This is a genomic window from Serratia nematodiphila DZ0503SBS1, assembly GCF_000738675.1.
Lineage (GTDB): Bacteria > Pseudomonadota > Gammaproteobacteria > Enterobacterales > Enterobacteriaceae > Serratia > Serratia nematodiphila.
Genome location: NZ_JPUX01000001.1, coordinates 1,885,655 through 1,902,816, shown reverse-complemented (window position 1 = coordinate 1,902,816; position 17,162 = coordinate 1,885,655). Strand labels below are relative to the sequence as shown.

General features: G+C 57.4%; 14 protein-coding genes and 1 tRNA gene. 5 read left to right on the top strand and 10 right to left on the bottom strand.

The features are described 5' to 3' along the window. Window positions 1-95: 95 nt before the first annotated feature. Both JL05_RS08720 and JL05_RS08715 read right to left on the bottom strand, forming a co-directional pair. Window positions 96-704 carry an OmpA family protein gene (locus tag JL05_RS08720; RefSeq protein WP_033632184.1) on the bottom strand — a complete coding sequence of 203 codons (609 nt, stop codon included), beginning with the start codon at window positions 702-704 and terminating at the stop codon, window positions 96-98. Between the two features lie 3 nt (window positions 705-707). Next, the gene (locus JL05_RS08715) at window positions 708-1,184 is read right to left on the bottom strand and encodes a hypothetical protein (protein WP_021505694.1); all 477 of its coding nucleotides are present in this window, start codon (window positions 1,182-1,184) and stop codon (window positions 708-710) included. Between the two features lie 388 nt (window positions 1,185-1,572). On the opposite strand from JL05_RS08715, the gene JL05_RS08710 reads away from it, so the two are divergent. From JL05_RS08710 to JL05_RS08700, 3 genes are all read left to right on the top strand, one after another. Next, window positions 1,573-2,187 carry a 2OG-Fe dioxygenase family protein gene (locus tag JL05_RS08710; protein ID WP_228392538.1) on the top strand — a complete coding sequence of 205 codons (615 nt, stop codon included), beginning with the start codon at window positions 1,573-1,575 and terminating at the stop codon, window positions 2,185-2,187. Further along, complete coding sequence (locus tag JL05_RS08705) at window positions 2,184-3,416, top strand: cysteine desulfurase-like protein (RefSeq protein WP_033632182.1); 1,233 nt, start codon at window positions 2,184-2,186, stop codon at window positions 3,414-3,416. The genes JL05_RS08710 and JL05_RS08705 overlap by 4 nt, the downstream gene beginning before the upstream one ends. Window positions 3,417-3,703: 287 nt before the next feature. Further along, window positions 3,704-4,696 carry a LacI family DNA-binding transcriptional regulator gene (locus JL05_RS08700; protein WP_033633585.1) on the top strand — a complete coding sequence of 331 codons (993 nt, stop codon included), beginning with the start codon at window positions 3,704-3,706 and terminating at the stop codon, window positions 4,694-4,696. 119 nt (window positions 4,697-4,815) lie between these two features. On the opposite strand, the gene JL05_RS08695 is transcribed toward JL05_RS08700, so the two are convergent. The 4 genes from JL05_RS08695 to JL05_RS08680 form a co-directional block, all read right to left on the bottom strand. Further along, a complete protein-coding gene (locus JL05_RS08695) occupies window positions 4,816-6,213 on the bottom strand; it encodes a c-type cytochrome (RefSeq protein WP_033632181.1) in 1,398 nt (465 codons plus the stop codon). Next, the gene (locus JL05_RS08690; protein ID WP_025304112.1) at window positions 6,210-7,862 is read right to left on the bottom strand and encodes a GMC family oxidoreductase; all 1,653 of its coding nucleotides are present in this window, start codon (window positions 7,860-7,862) and stop codon (window positions 6,210-6,212) included. Before JL05_RS08690 ends, JL05_RS08695 begins: the two co-directional genes overlap by 4 nt. Then, window positions 7,859-8,449 carry a sugar dehydrogenase complex small subunit gene (locus tag JL05_RS08685; RefSeq protein WP_033632180.1) on the bottom strand — a complete coding sequence of 197 codons (591 nt, stop codon included), beginning with the start codon at window positions 8,447-8,449 and terminating at the stop codon, window positions 7,859-7,861. Before JL05_RS08685 ends, JL05_RS08690 begins: the two co-directional genes overlap by 4 nt. A gap of 375 nt (window positions 8,450-8,824) precedes the next feature. Further along, window positions 8,825-9,295: a NanQ anomerase/TabA/YiaL family protein gene (locus JL05_RS08680; protein WP_033632179.1), complete on the bottom strand. Its 471-nt coding sequence runs from the start codon at window positions 9,293-9,295 to the stop codon at window positions 8,825-8,827. A gap of 571 nt (window positions 9,296-9,866) precedes the next feature. Between JL05_RS08680 and JL05_RS08675 the strand changes: the two genes are divergently transcribed. After that, window positions 9,867-10,817 (top strand): 2-hydroxyacid dehydrogenase, encoded by a 951-nt coding sequence (locus JL05_RS08675; protein ID WP_015378963.1) that lies wholly within the window; start codon window positions 9,867-9,869, stop codon window positions 10,815-10,817. Window positions 10,818-10,902: 85 nt separating this feature from the next. Next, the gene (locus JL05_RS08670) at window positions 10,903-12,213 is read left to right on the top strand and encodes an MFS transporter (RefSeq protein ID WP_033632178.1); all 1,311 of its coding nucleotides are present in this window, start codon (window positions 10,903-10,905) and stop codon (window positions 12,211-12,213) included. Window positions 12,214-12,413: 200 nt separating this feature from the next. Here the strand turns inward: JL05_RS08670 and JL05_RS08665 are convergent. From JL05_RS08665 to recJ, 4 genes are all read right to left on the bottom strand, one after another. Then, a tRNA-Gly gene (locus tag JL05_RS08665) sits at window positions 12,414-12,487 on the bottom strand. 147 nt (window positions 12,488-12,634) lie between these two features. Then, window positions 12,635-14,152, bottom strand: a complete 1,518-nt coding sequence (gene lysS, locus JL05_RS08660) for a lysine--tRNA ligase (protein ID WP_004931697.1) — start codon at window positions 14,150-14,152, stop codon at window positions 12,635-12,637. Between the two features lie 9 nt (window positions 14,153-14,161). Continuing rightward, window positions 14,162-15,260 (bottom strand): peptide chain release factor 2 gene (prfB, locus tag JL05_RS08655; RefSeq protein ID WP_096242572.1). Its coding sequence is split into 2 segments (ribosomal slippage): window positions 14,162-15,184 and window positions 15,186-15,260, totalling 1,098 coding nucleotides; the frame shifts between segments, so codons are not numbered across the junction. Between the two features lie 166 nt (window positions 15,261-15,426). After that, window positions 15,427-17,160, bottom strand: a complete 1,734-nt coding sequence (recJ, locus tag JL05_RS08650) for a single-stranded-DNA-specific exonuclease RecJ (protein ID WP_033632176.1) — start codon at window positions 17,158-17,160, stop codon at window positions 15,427-15,429. Window positions 17,161-17,162 lie beyond the last annotated feature (2 nt).

Below are 17,162 nucleotides of genomic sequence, written 5' to 3'. Positions count from 1 at the left end.
CGGCTCCACGCCATACAGCCTGAACTCCGCGAGCAGTCAGCGGGAGGAGCCCGTTTACAAGCGGCTCTGGAAAAGAAACGTCCACCGGCGCGGGGTTAACCGGCGGCAGCGGTTTTCGGCAACACGAAGTCAACCCGCCGATTCTTGGCCCGGCCCGTCGGCGTGTCGTTGGAAGCCACCGGTTCAGCCTCCCCTTTTCCCCGTTCACTCAGACGAGATTTTTCTACCCCGTGTGCGATCAGCCAAACAGCCACCGCACGTGCGCGTCGCAGCGACAGATCCTGATTATATTTATCGCTGCCCACCGCATCGGTATGCCCCTCGATCACCACGTTCCCTACCGGTTCGGCCGCGATAAATTGCGCCACCTGTTGCAGCGCAGGCTCCGCTTTAGCAGCAATCGCATCGCTGTCGAAGGCGAACAGCACATCGCTGCGCATCGATAACGTGACGGCATTTTTGCTGTCTCTGACAGAAATGTCGGCGGATTGTTTAGCCAAATCCGCTGCCTTACTCTGCAAGTCAAGGACGCCGGCATTCAGCCCCGAAGGCAAACCAACCAAATCCAGCCGGGTAGCCTTGAGATCGAGTATCACCGGTTTCCCCACGGATGCCGGCTCTCCGCTGTCAGCCCATGAACCCAATGACACCATCCCAAAGGCTAACATCCCACCCACACAGGCGGCTTTCCTGAGGCCGTTCATCGCTCAACGATCCGTAATGGCTATCGGCCCGAGCGGCTCGACGTTGGCGATCGTCAGGTACACCTCTTTCACATCAGGTGGAGGCGCGGGGAAGCTGCCAAACCAGGTGGCGACATAGGGAATGCCTGAGCTTGAGCTGAATGACACGTTGGGAGAGGCCAGTGGGACATTATTGCTATCGGTAAGCAGCAGGTATTTTTTATTACCCACCAGAATGTAGAAGGATTTCTCAAGACTGCTTTTATCCAGACTGCTATACAAACCTTGTCCATTAAGGTTGTCTTTCAACCCTTTGAAACGCACTTTGATGGTCAGGATTTCACCGTGGCGCACGGCCTCGGTCACTTGCGCTTCGGCTACGCCGCTGCTGACGATCCCGGTAGCCAACGGGGTCACGGGGGGATCCTCCGCGAACGCCATGCCGGGAAGCATTATCGAAGCAAACAGGCAGGAAATGACGAATTTTCTGACATGCTGCATGATCGGAGTCCTTATTCAGGGGGAATTGAAGATTGTTCTTTCAACAACCAGGCAATGCCACTGCGGTCACTCTGTCCCGGAATTATAGTAAAGCACCTCATATTCATGAGAGTTATCCCTGAAAGCGTAACCTTGGTCACGTTATGCTTACGCATGAATTCTCCCCCGTTAGCGCTTATTTTGCTGAATGACCGGCTTCATACCAGCATTCCCTTCCGCTCATCCTCTCCGCTGTTCACCCCACTTTACGACCGCCGTCACACCTCGCCACCGCTAAATTGCGTTGGTTATAGAGTCGTCTACAATTCAATCGAATTACCCCCTACAACATCAGAAATTATTATTATTAGAGGTGATTATGTTACAGAAACACGAAAACGTAATAAGTATGACTGTACTAAGCCCGCAAGCCACCCAACAGCTGATGCCATCGTTCTCCTCCTTGCCCCACACGCAACACGCCGACGGCAAATATCGCCTGCGCCGTTATTCGGTCGTTAAATACCTCAACCCCAACGTCGTCGAAGTGGGGCCGCGCACCTTCATGCAGTCGGATCAGATCAACCACTTCCAGGGCAATGTGGTACGCCGCTTCGAACCTATCGACAGCGCCGTGTTGCAGAGCGCCGGTATGGCAGAGATGTGCAACCTGTTTGCAGAAAGCAACGAACTGCCGGAAGGCGCCGAGATAGAGATCCACCAGATGCGCGTGGTCGCCATCGAGAAAGACACCCAGGTGGCGCCGGAAGGCATTCACCAGGACGGTTTCGACCATATCGCGATGATAGCCATTCACCGGCACAACATCGTCGGCGGTGAAATCATGCTGTATGACGACAGCCACCACGCCCCTTTCTTTAAAAAAGCGCTGGCGGACGGTGAAGCCGTGCTGCTGGCGGACAGCAAACTGTGGCACAACGCCACGCCGATCAACGCCGTGAGCCCGGAAGAAGAAGGTCATTTGGATCTCTTTGTCCTCACCGCGCGGGGGGAGAAAGCATGACCTTTACCCCCGAGCTCGCCCGCGCCCAGTTCAGCGCGCTGTCACAGCAGATCGACGGCAAACCGGCCATCTTTTTCGACGGCCCCGGCGGTGCGCAGGTTTCACGGGGCGTGCTGGAAAAAATGACCGACTACCTGGGAAGGTACAACGCCAACCTGGGCGGCCACTATTTCTCGAGCCGGGTCACCGGCGAGGTGATGGGCCAGGCGCGGGAATCGGTGCGCGCCTTGTTAAATGCGCCGTCGCCCGACAACATCGTCTTCGGCATGAACATGACCACGCTGACTTTCCATCTCAGCCGCATCATCAGCCGCGACTGGCAGGCCGGCGATGAAGTCATCGTCACCGCACTGGATCACTACGCCAACGTCTCCAGTTGGCAGCAGGCTGCCGCCGACAAAGGGGCCGCGGTGCATCAGATACCGCTGGAGAGCGCCGACTGCGCATTGGATGCCGCGAAAGTGTGCGAGCGCATCAACGCCAACACCCGTCTGGTGGCGGTCAGCTACGCCTCCAACGTCACCGGCAGCATCGTCGATATCAAAACCATCGTCGAAGCCGCGCATCGGGTCGGCGCGCAGGTGTATATCGACGCCGTGCACTATGCGCCGCACAACCTGATTGACGTGCAGGCGCTGGGCTGTGACTTCCTGGTGTGTTCCGCCTACAAGTTCTTTGGCCCGCACGTCGGCATGGCCTACATCGCGCCGCAGTGGTTGCAGCGCCTGCGACCTTATAAGGTCGAGCCGGCCACCGACGTCGGCCCCGGCCGTTTCGAGACCGGCACGCAAAGCTTCGAAGCGCTGGCCGGCGTCGCGGCCGCTATCGAGTATTTGGCGCAGTGGGGCACGCCCGGTGCGCCGTTAAGGCAGCGTTTGCAGGAGAGCTTCGCCGCCTACCACCGGCATGAAGAGGCGCTGTGCAGTCACTTTTTGCAACGGCTGCAGCAACTCGACGGCGTGCGGCTTTATGGCAACCCCCGGGCGGACAGCGCACGCCGCACGCCAACCTTCGCCCTGACCTTCAGCGGCCATACGCCTGACGCGATCGCCCGCCGCCTGGGGCAGCACAACATCTGCGCCGGCAGCGGGCATTTCTATGCGTTGGGCTTGGTGCAACAGCTGGGGCTGCAGGACAGCGGCGTGCTGCGCATCGGCATGATGCACTACAACACTCAGGGCGAGATCGATACGCTGTTCAACGTGATCGCCGAAGATATTCTCAGTTAACCCGGCCATATCGGCCCGTTCATCTTATTGGGCGGGCCGAATAAGGTATCAAACTGCCGGTCTTTTCTTCCACCGCGCCCACGGCGCACAGATGCGTGCCTTTCTTTTCCCGCGTTACGAAATGCGGAGATAACGGACATATAATGCCGGAACGGGAAAAGAGGCCGGGATCGGCGCATCGTGCGGTTGTCACCGGATACGGCGGAGGCAGCGCATTGCGCGCATTCTCTTTTGACTCGGCAGTGGGCATAATGACAAACACGGTCTGGGTCAGATGAGTATGAATGGTGAAGTCGCAGCGCATTACGTTAAATGACATTGCTGTACTGGCTGGTGTCACCAAAATGACGGTCAGTCGCTATCTGCGCACGCCGGACAGGGTTAAACCGGAAACCGCTGCGCGCATCGCCGCCGTGATCGAGGAAGTCGGCTATCAGGCCGATCCTGACAATCCCGCCCTCTATTCCAATAGCCCTCCCCTCATCGGCGTTCTGGTTCCTTCTTTTAACAATCTGATATTTGCTGATGTCCTCGCCGGCATTGAATCCGTGACGTCTATACATGGCTATCAGACGCTGGTCGTCAATTATGACTACAACAGCAAACGCGAAGAGGAGCAAATTGCCGCGATCCTGGCTTGTAAGATCAAAGGGCTGCTGCTGACCGAGTCGGTCCATAGTCTGCGGGCGGAAAAATTCCTGAAGACGGCAAAAATACCCGTTGCTGAAATCATGGGGCTGTCAGGCAATGCAGATCGAATTAACGTGGGTTTTGATAATGTGAAAGCCGGCTACGATATGACCACCATGTTGCTGGCCAGCGGTAAAAAACGCATTATCTATTTTGGTTCAATGTCTGATATCCGCGATGAACAGCGTTACACGGGATATTGTCAGGCAATGGCTAACCATGATTTACCTACCGGTCGTATTTCCCCCAATAAGATCTCTTCCATTTCAATTGGGACAGGCATGATGACGCTTGCGAGCCAGATGTACCCGGATATGGATGGAATTCTCTGTACCAACGACGATCTGGCCGTGGGCGTGTTACAGGAATGTCTGGCAAACGGTATCAGCGTTCCAGCGCAAATTGCCATTGCCGGATTTCACGGTCTTGAGATCGGGCAGATCATCACCCCTCGGTTAGCCAGCGTACTGACGCCACGCTATGAGATGGGGAAAGTGGCGACAGAAATCATAATAAAAAAAATTAAAGGGCTGCCGACCATTGAACGTGTCGATCTCCACTTCCGCCTGTCAATGGGGGAGACAATATAGCTTTCCCCGCCAGTGACTTCAGCACTGGCCATAGCTACCCGCGCCGTCAGAAGAACGTCACTCGCTATCCCGACCAGAAATTCGGCCAGATGGCGTCACCCACCTGACCGAACGCCCCCTTAACGTGTCTTGCGGCGCCGGAGCCAGAATAGGACCAGCAGAATAATGACGACCGCCGCGACGGCCACGCCAGGCAGAATCATCGGCTGTGCGCGCGCCAACAGCGGTTTCGGGCCCCCGGCGCGCACCTCACTCACGTCGGCCTCGCTCACGCTCAGCGCGCTGTTGCCGTATTTCTGCAGCACGAAGTTAGCGATATCGGCAACCTGCTTATCCGTCAGTTCTCCGACATAGGAACCGGCGCCAAAGCTCGGCATCAGGACGTGCTTGCCGTCAACCCGGCGATCAACTCCCTGTAAAATGGCGGCAATCAGGTTTGACGGATTGCTCGCGGCCGTGGTGGAGTTGTTGAATAGCGAAGGATAGGCCTGGTTCAAACTGCCGCTGCCGTCAGGCTGATGGCAACTGGCGCAGTAGCCGCTGTAGAGCGCCTCGCCGCTATTGAGCGTGTGGTTGGCGTTGGGCGAATCCATGCCGCGGAGATGGTGCTCAACGTTGTAGTGCGCCTGACCAAGGCCATTGCCCTGGCGCCCCTCGCCCTGTGACGGCACGGTCTTCAGGTAAGTTGCAATCGCCCGCAGCTGCCGGTCGGTCAGGTATTGGAAGCTGTGCTCAACGGCTTCTGCCATTGGCCCCGCAGCTTGTGCGCGCCCTTCCGCCCGACCGGTTTTCAGGTAGTCCACTAACTCCTGCTCGCTCCAGTCGCCGATCCCTTCCTGGCGATCGGCGGTGATATTCGGCGCGTACCAAGCCCCCAACGATGCCCCCATCAGGAAGCGCGAATTGTCTTCCGCCATCAGCACATTACGCGGCGTATGACAGGTTCCGCAGTGAGCCGGCCCCTGCACCAGCGCGGCCCCCTCGTTCCACGCCTCACCTTTCGTCTCATCCGGGGTGAAACGCCGATTGTCCAAATAAAGCATGTTCCACACCGCCATGGAGAGGCGGATGTTGAACGGAAACGGCAGATCGGTTTGGCGCTTGGCCGGCTCATCGACCGGGGCAACGCCATGCATGAAATAGGTATACAACGCGTGGATCTCGTCATCACTCAGACGGGTATAGGCGGTGTAAGGCATTGCCGGATAGAGATACGTCCCATCTTGCCGGATCCCAGAGCGCAGAACCTCGGCAAACGCCGCTTCAGAATAGCCACCGATGCCGTATTTTACCGATGGGGTTATATTGGTGGCGTAGATAGTGCCCATGGGAGAAGCAATGCCGTACCCTCCGGCAAAAGGCTTGCCCTGCTGCTGCGTATTCGTATGGCAGGCCATGCAGTCCGAGGCGATAGCCAGCGCTTGCCCTTTAGCGATCAGATCGCCGTCCTGGGCATGCGCCGCGAAGCCGCTTCCCAGCAGCAGCGTCGCTGCCAGTGAGTGGGTGATTTTATTCATTTGCTCTCCAGGGCGCGCAGTACGTCATTGGCCGCCTTGAGTCCAAGCGCCGCCATTGTCAACGTGGTGTTGACAACGCTGGCTGAAACCATGGCGCCTCCACCCGGGATCCAAAGGTTGTCATGATCGTGGGCGCGGCAATTGCCGTTCACCACCGAGTTCGTGGGATCGCTGCCCATGATCGTGCCGCCCATAATGTGGTTGTTGGCATTCAGCTTGTCGTTAATCACAAACTCTTGCGCATCAAACAAGTCGCCAATCTGCCGTAGCTGGGTTTTTACCACTTCCAGCCCTTTGCGCACATAATCGCCGACGTCGTAGTGGATGTCCGGGCAGGCCAGGCCATGCTTGTCTTTGCGAGTGGGGCTCAGGGTCAGACGGTTGTTCGGGTCCGGCAGCGGTTCCAGGCTGATGGAGAGATCCACCGAGCGGCTGGCGCGATCGCGCACTTCATCCTGCAGCGCCTTGCCGACCTTGCCCGTTTTCAGAACTTCAAGGGCGGAGGGGATCACCCGGTTGATATTGTTGATGATGATCTTGTTGGCGGAGTGGTCGCTGCGGAACGCGCCGTCACGATACCCCACCATGCAGCTGCTCTGCGCCGGGCCGCGTCCAACCCACAGAGCCTCTCGCGCCAGGAAGGAGCAGTGCAGGCCAGAGTGATCCATCATGTTGCGCCCCACCTGATCCGAGCTGTTCGCGATGCCGTTCGGGTTCTTTTCGTTGGCCGCCAGCAGCAGTAAGCGCGGGTTCTCAATCCCATTGCAGGCCAGAACGAACGTTTTACCGATCGCCCGATGGGAGTTGTGCGCCGTGTCGTACCAGTGAACGGCGGTGACGCGGTTATTATCGTCGGTGTCAATTTTGTACACCACCGCCTCGGGGATCACCTTCGCCCCCTTGTGTTCGGCCCGTTCAACGTGGTGAATGCCGTTGTACATCGCCCCGATCGGGCAAATCGGCTGGCAATTGTTATTGCCGCAGCAGGTGGGCCGTCCGTTCCAGGGCCGGGTGCTGCGGCCTTGCGGAATGGGCACCGATTTAAAACCGTGAGGATTAACAATCTCAGCAATGCGTCTGTCGCCGTAGGCCCAGGGCACCATGTCCATCGGGTAAGGCCCGCTGCGTTCCGCAGGGGACTGCCACTCCGGATTATTCGGGCCGGCAACGCCGATTTCCTCTTCGGCTTTCGCGTACCACGGTTCGATATCTTCGTAGGAAATAGGCCAGTCTCTCCCCACGCCATAGAGGGATTTCATGCGAAAATCATTGGGATGGTTGCGCCAGCAAGAAGCGGCCCAGTGCCAGGTGGTTCCCCCCACCACACGCAAATAGCCCTGTTTAAAGCCTGAGCCATTGGGGCCGGTCAGTTTGATATAGTCGTTCTCCGGGAAATAGAGCGGCGCGGTGGCGTACTCCGATTGCGGGTAAAGCCCCTGAAAATCCGACCCCGCACGATTGTGCAGTGGCATATTGCGCCAGTTTTCCACAGCCTGTGCGCGCTCAATGCGCGGGCCTGCCTCAAGCACCAGCACCGAGTAGCCCTGGCTCACCAAAGCATCCGCCATCAGACCGCCCACAATACCGGAACCGACAATGACGACATCGGCCTCTGCATCGCCGGAAGCATTAATTATTGGGCTTTTCACACGCGGTCCTCATATTTTTTTTTATCGGCTACGGCAGGCAAATCTGTTGCGGGAATGGAAGGTTGGCGGGTAACGCCCGGCGGCAAGCCGGTCCACCACAGCGGGCCAAAATTGCACCAGGTCGGCACAATCAGGGCATCCTGAACCGTGCGATACATCAGCGCCTCTTTATAACTAATCAGCTGACCCTGCTCAGCGTTTGAAGGATCTACGGTTCCGGTATACCACGCGGTCACAATTGCCTGGATAAGCTCCCTCTGCCCCTGTTCAATCGCATGTCGGTTCAAGGTTTCCGCATCGGTGGCTTGCTGGCTCAGGATGAACAGGGCGTTGAGTTGCGAGTTCAACTGCGGAAAATGTTCGCGCAGTGCGGAAAAATAGCGGGCGGAGAGTGTGACGTCCAAATCGTCAAACTCGGTAATTTTTCTCGAAATTTGCAAAAATTGCGCGTATTCAACGGGCGAGGCGGCAATTTGCGTCCGTTCGGCATAGGTTATATTTGAATAAGGCAACAGGCTGGCGGCGACGATGACGCCCACCATTTTCCCCAGCGCCTCCCTGCGGGTAAGCACGATTTTCAACGACATTATTAGCTCCGAAATAATTTATTTTTATATAGTTTTTTTAATATCTATCAGAACGCAGGCAAACCAAAATAAAAAATTGTGCTGATGGGGAGGAACCGCATTAAAAGATCAAGGCGTTATGGGATTGGCTACATCGCCTACAGAGGTAAACTCACGGCCTTAATGATGTGATGTGAACCTGAAGCAAATATCCCTGTAAATAATACGGCGTAATCTCTGCCGTAAATTTATTCAACCCAACTCAATCTTTAAAAGTTAGGGGTTATGGCTTTGACGGGAAAGGCGTATTCTTCGGAATCGCTGCAGACGGCGGATGAACGAGGCTTTCCGCCGGGCAGCCTGAAGTAGCGATACCAGCCGCCGTTGAACGTCTTGCTACGTCAGCAGGGTGCCGTCGATTTTCGCCACAATTTTACGCAGAACTGCCGGCGTTGTGCAGGTACTCATCGGGCGATGCAGCTCCCCCGGAAAGATAACGGTCAGTTCACCGGGTTGCAGGTGGATGAGAGTCTCACCGGGGATCGCCGGGCTAAACCCAAGGTCGTGCGCCTCGTTAAATGGCTCACTCAGGGGCAAAGGCAGCCCCAGAACTCCGGCGCCAATCACTTCTCTCCCTTCCAGGACAAGATGGATATCCAGATACTGGCGATGAAACTCCGGCTTCTGGTCGGCCAATAGTTTGGTTTCCCCTTCAACGACGTTAAAGAACATCTGTTTACCCTGCACCTGATAGTGGCCGACAGGTAAATTGTACGGCTCACTGTCAATAATGTTGGCCAGCATTTTTCGAATGGCTGCCGGATAGAATTTATTATTTACGGCAGTGGTTAAAGCATCAATAATCATAATGTTTTCTCTGGTCAATATCGGCTCGGTATTTCACCGACAAGAACAATGGCTGGGTAGTTTTATGGCAACAGGCAATCTCGGTGTAATTACGGTAGAATCGCTATTAGATCGTTCTACGGGCGCCACTATGAATAAGCAACAAAGCAAACCGCTTTGTTGCTAATATTTACAACCTATCACCACTGTGAGTAAACTCCACCTGAAAGGCTATTCGGCATGGTGAAATAAGTCATGACCTATCTCACGGTTTTTAGCCGCTTAAAACTGTGACAAAAGTCACTTAATTAAGTGTTACGAAACGACGTTACTTATCCTGTGATCCACGGCAGAAAATCACTGGATATTCACCGCCCTCACCAAAATCGAGCGATTCCGCCTTCTCCCCCTACGGGCATAATGGGTTATTCTCCCTGATAGTCACTGGCAGAAACCACGAAATTGCACACGAGATCACGCCAGCAGTAACATGCTTTTTTAACACTCTTTGGCGTGATGCAGATCGCAAAAATAAGCGGTAAAAAAACGTCTGATACAGGGTATCCCCTATTTTTCAGACAGGATCGCAACGATGCACACTGACACTCAACCTACCATTTTACTTATCGCGCCGGTGATGGATGCTTTGCAAGCCGCGTTGGACGCCCGCTACCGGGTATTCCGTCTCTATGAACAATCAGATATTCCAGCCTTCCTGGTTCGCCATGGCGCAGACGTTCAGGCGGTGGTCACCCGTGGTGATGTGGGGGTAACCCGAGAGACGCTGGAGCAGTTGCCGCAGGTGGGCATGATTGCTGTCTTTGGCGTGGGAACCGACGCTATCGATCTCAACTACACCCGGGAACGCCATATCAGCGTCGGGATCACCGCCGGCGTGCTGACCGATGATGTGGCAGATCTGGCTCTGGGGCTAATGCTGTCCGCCAGCCGCCGCCTCTGCCAAGGGGACCGATTTGTACGCGAAGGCCGCTGGGAAACGACGCCGCCACCGCTGGCGACCAAAGTGAGCGGTAAACGCATCGGTATTTTCGGCATGGGGAATATCGGCCAAGCCATCGCCCGCCGGGCGAAAGGCTTCGATATGACCATCCTGTATACTGACCGCCAGCGCAAAGACGGCCTGGATTACCAGTGGTGCGCCGATCTGCACACGCTCGCAGCACAGAGTGATTTCCTGGTGATCGCGGCATCCGGCAGTGCGGAAAACCGCGGGATTATTGATGCCAGCGTATTTAACGCCATGCCCGAACGCGCCTGGCTTATCAATATCGCCCGCGGCAGCCTGGTCGATGAGGCGGCGCTGATAAAGGCGTTACAAAATCATGTTATCGCCGGGGCCGCTCTGGATGTCTTTGAAAACGAACCCCATGTCCCGACAGCGTTCTTTGCTCTCGAGAATGTTCTGCTTCAACCCCATGTGGCCAGCGCTACCGTAGAAACCCGTCAGGGAATGAGCCAATCCGTTTTGGATAATCTGGCAGGTTATTTTTCACATCAGGATATTCCTGGGTTAATTCAATAAAAATGATCGTTTGAGTTACGAATAATCATTTTTATCCGCCAACACAATATTCTCTGTGAATGGCGGATATCATCGAGACGCTATTATGACCGATAAAATACCAGGAACTCGCTGGCTGCGGGTTATCGCGCCGATCCTTATCACCTGTATTATTTCATTTATGGATCGCGTTAATATCAGCTTTGCTCTGCCGGGTGGCATGGAACAGGATTTAGGCATTACCAGCCAGATGGCTGGCGTGGCCAGCGGTATCTTTTTTATTGGTTATTTATTTCTGCAAATCCCTGGCGGACGACTTGCGGTTTACGGTAGCGGAAAACGTTTTATAGCCTGGTCGCTCGTGGCCTGGGCGGTTGTCTCTATCGCCACCGGGTTCGTCACCCATGAATATCAACTGCTCGTGCTGCGTTTTATTCTCGGGATCTCCGAAGGGGGAATGTTGCCCGTCGTGCTGACCATGGTAAGCAATTGGTTCCCGGAAAAAGAACTGGGGCGCGCCAATGCCTTTGTCATGATGTTTGCCCCACTAGGAGGGATGCTGACCGCCCCGGTTTCCGGCGCAATTATTGCCACTCTCGACTGGCGCTGGCTGTTCATTATCGAAGGCTTGTTGTCGGTCGTGGTGTTGACCATTTGGTGGCTGGTGATCAGTGACCGTCCGGAAGAGGCGCGTTGGCTACCGGCGAAGGAACGCGACTATTTATTGACCGAACTGGCCCGGGAGCGCAAAGCGCGGGAAGGGAGGGTGCCGGCAGCGAAGGCGCCGTTAAAAGCGGTGTTTCGCAACAAGGGATTGATGCGCCTGGTCGTGCTGAATTTCTTTTACCAGACCGGAGACTATGGGTATACGTTGTGGCTGCCCACCATCTTGAAAAACCTGACCGGTGGCAGCATGGCCAATGTTGGGATATTGGCGATCCTGCCGTTTGTTGCCACTCTGGCGGGGATTTATGTGATTTCGATGTTCAGCGATCGCAGCGGTAAACGCCGTTTGTGGGTCAGGATCTCCCTGTACTGTTTTGCGGCGGCGCTGATAGCCTCGGTGATCCTGCATGAGCACGTGGTGGCCGCCTATATCGCGTTGGTGGTGTGCGGCTTCTTCCTTAAAGCGGCGACCAGCCCCTTCTGGTCAATTCCCGGACGCATTGCGGCGGCGGAAGTGGCGGGCAGCGCACGCGGGGTGATCAACGGGCTGGGCAACCTCGGTGGGTTTTGCGGCCCCTATCTGGTAGGCGTCATGATTTATCTGTACGGACAGAACGTCGCGGTTTGCGCGCTGGCGGCATCGCTGTTGCTGGCAGGAAGTATCACCTTCCTGCTGCCGAAAGAATGCGACCGCTCCTACGAAGAAACGGACAACCGCCTGCCATCCGGGGCTAAACAGAAGTGGAGTTAAACGGTAATGGCGCGCTGTGGGCAGCAACGGCGGCTCACACCCGCATCAGGATTGGGCGGCGCGTTGTATTATCGCGGTTAAATGCCAGGCCAATGGCTTGAGCGACTCACACGCCAACCCGCACCAAACGGTGATGCGATCGTTGAGAATCAGCTTTTCTAAAAACGGTTATAACTCAATGGGGTGATGCATAGGGAGATTGGAGCGGGTGAAGGGAATCGAACCCTCGTATGCAGCTTGGGAAGCTGCCGTTCTACCATTGAACTACACCCGCATCGGTGTGCGACAGGCATTATAACCGGTTATCGGCGGCGGGCAAGCGGAGATGGCGCGTAACTGTCGATGTTTTAAGCGGTTAAGTCCCGTAGACGAAAAAAAACCGGCGCAGTCGCCTGCACCGGTTGTTGCACGCTAAACGGGATTATTTCTGTGGGCGCATCGCCGGGAACAGAATCACGTCGCGGATGGTGTGGCTGTTGGTGAACAGCATCACCATGCGGTCGATACCGATGCCCAGACCGGCAGTCGGCGGCAGGCCGTGCTCCAGTGCGGTGACGTAGTCTTCGTCGTAGAACATCGCTTCGTCGTCGCCGGCGTCTTTAGCATTCACCTGATCGGCGAAGCGTTGCGCCTGGTCTTCGGCGTCGTTCAGCTCGGAGAAACCGTTGCCGATTTCACGGCCGCCGATGAAGAACTCAAAGCGGTCGGTGATTTCCGGGTTCACGTCGTTGCGGCGCGCCAGCGGCGACACTTCAGCCGGGTACTCGGTGATGAAGGTCGGCTGAATAAGATGGCTTTCCGCCACTTCTTCGAAGATCTCGGTCACGACGCGGCCCAGGCCCCAGCTCTTCTCAACCTTGATGCCGATGGATTCGGCGATGGCCACCGCTTTGCCCATGTCGGCCAGGTCAGCCAGATCGGTTTCCGGACGGTATTTCTTGATCGCCTCGGTCATGGTCAGCTTCTCGAACGGCTTGCCGAAGTCGAACACTTCGTCGCCGTACTGCACCTGAGAGGTGCCCAGCACTTTCTCGGTCAGGGTGCGGAACAGGGTCTCGGTCAGCTCGATCAGGTCTTTGTAATCCGCGTAAGCCATGTAGAGTTCCATCATGGTGAACTCTGGGTTATGACGCGGAGAAACGCCTTCGTTGCGGAAGTTGCGGTTGATTTCGAACACGCGCTCGAAGCCGCCGACCACCAGACGCTTCAGATACAGTTCCGGCGCGATGCGCAGGTACATGTCGATATCCAGCGCATTGTGGTGCGTGATGAACGGACGCGCGGACGCGCCGCCCGGGATCACCTGCATCATCGGGGTTTCGACTTCCATGAAGCCGCGTTCCACCATGAAGTTACGGATAGCGGACATCACCTGCGAACGCACCTTGAAGGTGTTGCGCGATTCTTCGTTGGCGATCAGATCCAGGTAACGCTGGCGGTAACGGGTTTCCTGATCCGCCAGGCCGTGGAATTTGTCCGGCAGCGGACGCAGCGCTTTGGTCAGCAGACGCAGTTCGGTGCAGTGGATCGACAGTTCGCCGGTCTTGGTTTTGAACAGCTTGCCGCGCGCGCCGAGGATATCGCCCAGGTCCCACTTCTTGAACTGCTCGTTGTACACGCCTTCAGCCAGATCGTCGCGCGCGACGTACAGCTGAATGCGGCCGCCCACGTCCTGCAGCGTAACGAAGGATGCCTTGCCCATAATGCGGCGGGTCATCATGCGGCCGGCGACGGTCACTTCTACGCCCAGCGCTTCCAGCTCTTCGTTGTCTTTATCGCCGTACGCGGCGTGCAGTTTGTCGGAGGTGGAGTCGCGACGGAAGTCGTTCGGGAACGCAATGCCGTTCTCACGCAGGCCGGCCAGTTTCTCGCGGCGGGACTGCAGTTCGTTATTGAGATCCAGCGCCTGATCGGCGCCCTGTACTTGTTGTTCAGACATTTCTATTCCTCATAACCCGGCTTTCAAACTTGCCTCAATGAATTTATCCAGGTCGCCATCCAGTACGGCCTGCGTGTTACGCGTTTCGACGTTGGTGCGCAAATCCTTGATGCGGGAGTCATCCAGCACGTAAGAACGGATTTGGCTGCCCCAGCCGATGTCGGACTTGTTGTCTTCCATCGTCTGCTTATCAGCATTTTTCTTTTGCATCTCAAACTCGTACAGCTTGGCTCGCAGCTGTTTAAACGCTTGATCCTTGTTCTTATGCTGAGAACGATCGTTCTGGCACTGCACCACGATGTTGGTTGGCAGGTGAGTAATACGTACGGCGGATTCGGTTTTGTTGACGTGCTGACCGCCCGCACCGGAGGCGCGGTACACGTCGATACGCAGATCCGCCGGGTTGATTTCGATATCGATATCGTCGTCGACTTCCGGGTAGATGAACACCGAGCTGAACGAGGTGTGGCGACGGCCGCCGGAGTCGAACGGGCTCTTGCGCACCAGGCGATGAACGCCGGTTTCAGTGCGCAACCAGCCGAACGCGTAGTCGCCGATGATCTTGATGGTGGCCGATTTCAGGCCCGCGACGTCGCCGTCGGATTCTTCGATCACTTCGGTCTTGAAGCCCTTGGCTTCGGCCCAGCGCAGGTACATGCGCAGCAGCATGCTGGCCCAGTCCTGCGCTTCGGTGCCGCCGGAGCCTGCCTGGATATCCAGGTAGCAGTCGGCGCTGTCGTATTCGCCGGAGAACATGCGGCGGAATTCCAACTGATCCAGCTTGCTCATCAGTTGATCCAGCTCGGCGACCGCTTCGTTGAAGGTCTCTTCATCGTCGGCTTCCACCGCCAGTTCCAGCAGCCCGCCGACGTCTTCGCCGCCCTGCTCCAGCTGATCGATGGTTTCAACGATGGCTTCCAGCGCGGCGCGCTCTTTGCCGAGCGCCTGCGCGCGCTCCGGCTCGTTCCAGACGTCCGGCTGTTCCAGCTCGGCGTTGACTTCTTCTAGGCGTTCCTTCTTGGCATCATAGTCAAAGATACCCCCTAAGAACCGCAGTCCGCTCGGACAGGTCCTGAATTCGGTTTTTTACCGGGTTAATTTCAAACATGGTTTCGTTCTTTTACGTTGATGTCGTCGATGGCGGAATGCCATTGGAACCGCTAATTCTAACGGATCCGGGCGGCAGTTTATAGCGAGTTGGTCAGTTTTTGTGGCGATCGGGAAGGATGCAGGGGATTGGAGAGTCCAATCCCCGAGTTGTGTTCAATTTCGCCTCAGCGCGGCCAAAGGTGCTGGATCAGCAGTTGCACGTTGCGGTTGCCGCGAAACTCGTTGACGTCGAGTTTGTAGGCCAGTTCCACTTCACGCACGCTGCTGTCCGGCCACAGCGTGGTGTCCACGTTGAACGCGATGCCGTCGAGCAACGGGCCGCCGCCAAGCGGTTCCACCATCAGCTTCAGGTGTTTCTCACCCACCAGCCGCTGCTGCAGGATGCGGAACTTGCCGTCGAAGGTCGGTTCCGGGAACGCCTGGCCCCACGGGCCGCCCTCGCGCAGCAGCTCCGCCGTGGTCAACGACAGCTCCTGCATCGCCAGTTCGCCATCGGACCAGATCACCCCTTCCAACATCGCCGGATCGAGCCATTCGCCCACCAGCTCGCCGAAACGCTGGCGGAACTCGTCGAATTTGGCCTCTTCCAGCGACAGCCCGGCCGCCATCGCGTGGCCGCCGAACTTCATCATCAGCCCGGGGTTCAGCATATCCAGCCGCTCCAGCGCGTCGCGCATGTGCAGGCCGGGCACCGAACGGCCGGAGCCCTTCAGAATGCCTTCGCCCGCCGGCGCGAACGCGATCACCGGGCGGTGGAAACGCTCTTTGATGCGCGAAGCGAGGATGCCCACCACGCCCTGGTGCCATTCCGGGTGATACATCGCCAACCCGTAAGGCAGCTCGGTGCTGGTGCGCTCCAGCTGATCGCACAGCTGCAGGGCTTCAACCTGCATGCCCTGCTCGATCTCGCGTCGCGTCTGGTTCAGCGCATCGAGATCGTTGGCCAGCATGCGCGCCTGCGCGATGTCGTCGCTCAGCAGCAGCGCCACGCCAATCGACATGTCGTCCAGCCGGCCGGCGGCGTTGAGCCGCGGGCCGAGGGCGAAACCGAGATCGTTGGCCGCCAGCTGGCGGGCATCGCGGTTGGCCACTTCAAGCAGCGCGCGGATGCCCGGGCGGCATTTGCCGGCGCGAATACGGTTTAACCCCTGATACACCAGAATGCGGTTGTTGGCGTCCAGCGGCACCACGTCAGCCACGGTGCCGAGCGCCACCAGATCCAGCAGTTCCGCCAGATTCGGCATCGCCAGCGCGCGCTGCTCGAACCAGCCACTGTCCCGCAGGCGGGCGCGCAGCGCCAGCATCAGGTAGAACGCCACGCCTACCCCCGCCAGCGATTTGGACGGGAAGGCGCAGCCGCGCAGGTTGGGATTGACGATCGCTTCGGCCGCCGGCAGGGTCTCACCCGGCAGGTGGTGATCGGTCACCAGCACCTGCATGCCCTTGGCGTGCGCCACATCGACGCCGGCGTGGGAGGAGATGCCGTTATCGACGGTAACAATGAGTTCTGCGCCGCGCGCCGCCGCCTGCTCCACCACTTCGGGGCTCAGGCCGTAGCCGTCTTCGAAGCGGTTTGGCACCAGATAATCGACGGCTGCGCCGCCCATGCTGCGCAGCGCCAACACCGTCAGCGCGGTGCTGGTGGCGCCATCGGCGTCGAAATCGCCCACCACCATGATGCGGCGGCCGTCGGCCAGCGCCTGTTGCAGCAGGCTGACGGCGTCGTCGATACCGTCCAGCTGTTGCCAAGGCAGCATGCCCTTGACGCTGCGTTCCAGCTCTTGCTCAGCCTGCACGCCGCGCAGGGCGTAAAGCCGACGCAGCAGCGGCGGCAAACTGGCGGGCAGATGCGTGTCGTCCGCCGCCGGGCGGCGGCGTAGTTGCGTTTTGATACTCACCG

Excerpts from the sequence above, each read along its gene's own strand:
- JL05_RS08720 (WP_033632184.1), bottom strand. The coding sequence starts at position 704 with ATGAACGGCCTCAGGAAAGCCGCCTGTGTGGGTGGGATGTTAGCCTTT.
- JL05_RS08715 (WP_021505694.1), bottom strand. The coding sequence starts at position 1,184 with ATGCAGCATGTCAGAAAATTCGTCATTTCCTGCCTGTTTGCTTCGATA.
- JL05_RS08710 (WP_228392538.1), top strand. The coding sequence starts at position 1,573 with ATGACTGTACTAAGCCCGCAAGCCACCCAACAGCTGATGCCATCGTTC.
- JL05_RS08705 (WP_033632182.1), top strand. The coding sequence starts at position 2,184 with ATGACCTTTACCCCCGAGCTCGCCCGCGCCCAGTTCAGCGCGCTGTCA.
- JL05_RS08695 (WP_033632181.1), bottom strand. The coding sequence starts at position 6,213 with ATGAATAAAATCACCCACTCACTGGCAGCGACGCTGCTGCTGGGAAGC.
- JL05_RS08685 (WP_033632180.1), bottom strand. The coding sequence starts at position 8,449 with ATGTCGTTGAAAATCGTGCTTACCCGCAGGGAGGCGCTGGGGAAAATG.
- JL05_RS08680 (WP_033632179.1), bottom strand. The coding sequence starts at position 9,295 with ATGATTATTGATGCTTTAACCACTGCCGTAAATAATAAATTCTATCCG.
- JL05_RS08675 (WP_015378963.1), top strand. The coding sequence starts at position 9,867 with ATGCACACTGACACTCAACCTACCATTTTACTTATCGCGCCGGTGATG.
- JL05_RS08670 (WP_033632178.1), top strand. The coding sequence starts at position 10,903 with ATGACCGATAAAATACCAGGAACTCGCTGGCTGCGGGTTATCGCGCCG.
- lysS (WP_004931697.1), bottom strand. The coding sequence starts at position 14,152 with ATGTCTGAACAACAAGTACAGGGCGCCGATCAGGCGCTGGATCTCAAT.